Genomic DNA, 4,065 nt, shown 5'->3' on the forward strand with positions numbered 1-4,065 from the left:
CTCTTTCACCAGACGATCATCGAGCGGATGAATGCCCTGGTCACCTTCCTCGCGCCGGATGGAACGATCCTCTTCTGGAATGTTGCTGCCGAACAGATTACCGGCTATCCTGCCGGGGAGGTGGTCGGAAAGAATGAAGTCTGGAAGCGCCTGTATCCGGATCCCGGGTACCGGAAAGAGATCACGAAGCTGATCACGGATGTGATCGAGGAAGAGGCATATCTCCGGAATTTTGAGACGCGGATCATCACAGAGGATGGCAGAGAGAAGCATATCTCATGGAACACAAGCGAAGTCAGATCACCCGGGGGCACCATCACCGGGTATGTGGCTGTCGGGGTGGATATCACCGATAAGGTTCAAAACAAACGCCAGCTCCGTGAACGCGAGGAGCTCTTCCACGGGATCACATCAGCAGCCTATAACGGGATCATCCTCCTGGACGAACACGCAATCATTACATACTGGAATCCGGCGGCAGAGCGGATATTCCTGTATCAGAAGCAGGAGGCAAGAGGCAGCACAGTCATCGACCTCCTTGCGCCGGATACTGACCGCAACAGATGGCAGTCGGTGCTTGCAAAGACCGGCTCCTATGAGCTTGATTCCAGAAGAAAGGATGGCAGCCTGATCCCGGCCGAACTCAACATCTCACGGGTCACGATCAAAAACCGTCCTCATATCATCATCCTGATCCGTGATATGACCGAACAGAAGCGATCAGAGTCGCAGATGCGGCTCCTCTCGACGATCGTACAGACCTCACAGGAGGCGATCGTCAGCGTCTCCGTCTCCGGCACCATACTCTCATGGAACAAAGCAGCAGAAGAAATGACAGGTATTCCGAAAGAGAACGCCCTTGATGCGCCGATTCTGGATCTGATCCGGCTGAAGGAGGGAGAAGATCGGATTGCTGAGGCGATCTCACAATCGGATCATGCGTTGGTCTCCGCCATCCTGCCGGACAGCCGGGGAATGGAGCATGACGTGATCATCTCTGTAACGCCGCTCTCCGGTGGTGAAGGCTTCTCGCTTCTCATCCGGGATATCACAGAGGTGAAGAAGGCGCAACGGACGATGATCGCGTATATCAGGGAAGCAACAGCCCGTCTGAAGATGCCGGTTGAGGTTGTGCATGAGAATATCGAGGATATCCTCGGGATGTTCGATGATGATACCATTGATTGTGATAGTGCCGCCCTCAGGCTGAGGGTGCAGATGACCCACCTGGCACAGATTGCAGAGACGATCCGGGAACTCAATGCCGCCCTCACTGGTGAGGGCGCAGATATTCCTGAGGCATACCGATTGTTCCTCCTGGAGTGACCATGTCAGATGCAAAAGCTCCTCATCTGATCGAAGAGGGGGAGATCTATCTCCTCCTTGCAGAGCCAAAAGATATGAAGAAGGCCTCGATCCAGCTGGCTGGTGAGATCACCGCTGCCGGCTATGCCGCGATCGTGATCACCACTAACCAGCCCTCGCCGATCCTGAGAATGCTCTACAAAAAAGCCGGAATCGATCCACAATCAGTCTGGTATATCGATGCGATCACCCGGTACTCCCTTGGAAAGGAGCCCGACTCAGATCCGATGACGACCTATGTCAACCACCCCTCAAACCTGACCGATATGGGAATTGCCGTCACCACCATCCTGAAGCAGATGGAAGGGAAAAAAGCCTGCATCATCCTTGACTCGGTATCGACGATGCTGATCTACCTTCCTACCCAGAACATCTCAAAATTCATGCATTTCGTGACGAACCGCCTCCGCCTCGCCGGTGTGGCAGGGGTCTTCCTTGCAGCAGAGAAGGGGCTTGATCCCGATCTCCTGATGCAGCTCTCCACCTTCGTTGATACTGTCCTTGAGGATTAATGTCAGGAGATCCTCCTGAATTTTTCCGTGGGCACATTTATCTCAAACCGGGCCCCCTCTCCGTAGGTTCCGGTCTCTCTGATTGTGATCCCTGTGATCGAGAGGATCTCGCTCACAAGATAAAGTCCAAACCCATGGCTCCTTCCAAACGCAGGCCTGAAGATCGTCTCCTTCTTTCCGTCAGGAACACCCGCGCCATCATCTTCACAGATGATCCTGAGTAGATCTGCGCTCTCCTCGGCATACCACCTGATGTATGTGAGCGTCTTTCCATGGATGAGTGCATTTCCAATGAGATTTTCGAAAACGCGGGGCAGCATCGGATCCGCATAGATCTCGTAGCCGGCAAGTTCATTCTCAATTCCAATAACCACGTTTTCTTTGTGATCAGCACGGTACTGCTCGAGAATCTGCTCAAGCGACTGCCATGTGGGCGCATCAATCCCCATGTCCTGGTAATCACGTGAAAACTCATTCTTCCTCTGTATCGCCCGGATCTGTTCGCGAAGGCCATTGATGTACCGGATGGTATCCGGCGGCATATCCTCTGTATCGATCAGGTACAGGTACCCTTCGGCGGCTGTGATATTGTTTACAATATCATGCCGGGTGAGGCTTGTCAGTAGATTCAGCTTTTTATTGGCGAGATGGAGTGCTTTTTGATCTTCGACTGATCTGGTGATGTCTGTAAAAATGGTGGCAAATCTATCTTTCTTTTCAGAGAAGACAGATATCTTGAAGTACCGGTTCAGATGCGGGAGATACTCCTCAAAGGTGATTGGCTGTCCATTATCTGCAACAGTGGCGTATCGCTTCAGGAATGGCGGCTCTTCCAGTCCATAGAGATCACGGGATGTTTTACCGATCGCATCTGCTGCCGGAATGGAGAGGCTCTCTTCAAATGCCGGGTTCACCTCAAGGATCCGGTAATCAACAGCATTCCCCTCATCATCCCTCACGATCTCATGGAATGCAAACCCTTCGTTCATCACATTGAAGAGCCCCCGGAATTTCCTCTCGCTCTCTGCGAGATCGCGGTACAGGATCTCAAGCGGACGCCTGATCCCTGTATCTACAAGTGCGAGGTAGATGAGGGCAAACGAGACGATCTTGAAGAGATGGCCGATCAGATTCGAGAGCCCGTAGACATCGATGTAGAAGGTGAATGCAAGCTCAGCGATAATGGTTGTTCCAAGCGCTGCAATCATCAGGTGAAGTATCCGGGGCTCGAAATATGCCTTCTTCTGGTAGAGGAGCAGTACTGTGGCGGCGAAGAGGATCGAGAGGAGATACTCCATATAAATCTTGAAGGGTGTCAGCCCGCTCCCCTCGATGAAACAGTCAGGGAATACCCCTGGTGAGAATATTGACCAGATGAGGGCGGTGGCGAGGGCCAGATAGATCCCGAACTGAATTTTCGGGTTCACTCTTCTCGGGATAAGTACCGCTGCGATCAGGAGTGTTGCCGCCTCGAGGCTCCGGGCTGCTATCCAGAGCTGTGTTGGGAGGTTCGCATCGTACCCGGCAAAGATATTCATCCCCCTGAAAGCGAGGGTGTGTAGGAGATCAATACCTGCAATGAATAGATATCCGATCCCAATGAAGAGGAGGTAGCTGTTCTCGATCCGATCCCGTGCCGTCCACGCGATCATAAAGATGAGACATCCGATAACAATAGAGAAGAGCTCGGCTATAGTATGGAAGAGGAGGTAATTGACAAGTGATGTCAGTGTTGTTGCGACCAGAAAAATGAAGAGTGTGAGGAAGAAGAATCGCAGGCGCCTATCCTCAGATGAGCCCATGAGCCCTGCACCACTCCTCTTCCTGTGCGATCAGTTCATCCATCTCTTTGATATCCTCATCCCACGCTTCACAGGAATCACCCGATGGTGTTACGCACTGGGCATTGATACCCTCATAGATCTGGCGGAGCACCCTGAGGCGGCGGCGGTGCAGGGAAATCTCATGCCGCTCCTCCGGAGATGCCGTCCCCTTCATCTCTTCTGCAACCTTCTCATCCTCGGAAAGCTCGGTAAATATCTGCTGTATGGCCTTTGTGAAGGGCTCCATCCGGATCGGCTTTTTAATCCACCCGCAGATATGGGGTCCATAGGCGAGCATCTCAGAGGGGAGGAAGATCTTGCCGGTCATAAGGACAATCGGTATTGTTCTGTATTCCACATTAGAG

Annotated in this window: 4 protein-coding genes; 2 read left to right on the forward strand and 2 right to left on the reverse strand. The window is 52.5% G+C overall.

Going from position 1 to position 4,065, the window contains the following annotated elements; translation table 11 throughout:
• Positions 1-1,326: PAS domain S-box protein (locus QCH34_RS07970; protein WP_300332629.1), on the forward strand; the 1,326-nt coding region annotated here is incomplete at its 5' end.
• A 2-nt stretch (positions 1,327-1,328) separates the two neighbouring features.
• On the forward strand, positions 1,329-1,877 hold the full coding sequence (locus tag QCH34_RS07975; protein WP_300332631.1) for a hypothetical protein: 549 nt from the start codon (positions 1,329-1,331) through the stop codon (positions 1,875-1,877).
• Between the two features lie 2 nt (positions 1,878-1,879).
• On the opposite strand, the gene QCH34_RS07980 is transcribed toward QCH34_RS07975, so the two are convergent.
• Together QCH34_RS07980 and QCH34_RS07985 are read right to left on the reverse strand one after the other, a co-directional pair.
• A complete protein-coding gene (locus QCH34_RS07980) occupies positions 1,880-3,679 on the reverse strand; it encodes an MASE3 domain-containing protein (RefSeq protein ID WP_300332634.1) in 1,800 nt (599 codons plus the stop codon).
• On the reverse strand, positions 3,666-4,065 hold a 400-nt coding region (locus QCH34_RS07985), incomplete at its 5' end, for a hypothetical protein (protein WP_300332636.1). The genes QCH34_RS07985 and QCH34_RS07980, both read right to left, overlap by 14 nt.

The sequence above is a fragment of the Methanocalculus sp. genome (genome assembly GCF_029762515.1).
Classification (GTDB): Archaea; Halobacteriota; Methanomicrobia; order Methanomicrobiales; family Methanocorpusculaceae; genus Methanocalculus.

Excerpts from the sequence above, each read along its gene's own strand:
- QCH34_RS07975 (WP_300332631.1), top strand. The coding sequence starts at position 1,329 with ATGTCAGATGCAAAAGCTCCTCATCTGATCGAAGAGGGGGAGATCTAT.
- QCH34_RS07980 (WP_300332634.1), bottom strand. The coding sequence starts at position 3,679 with ATGGGCTCATCTGAGGATAGGCGCCTGCGATTCTTCTTCCTCACACTC.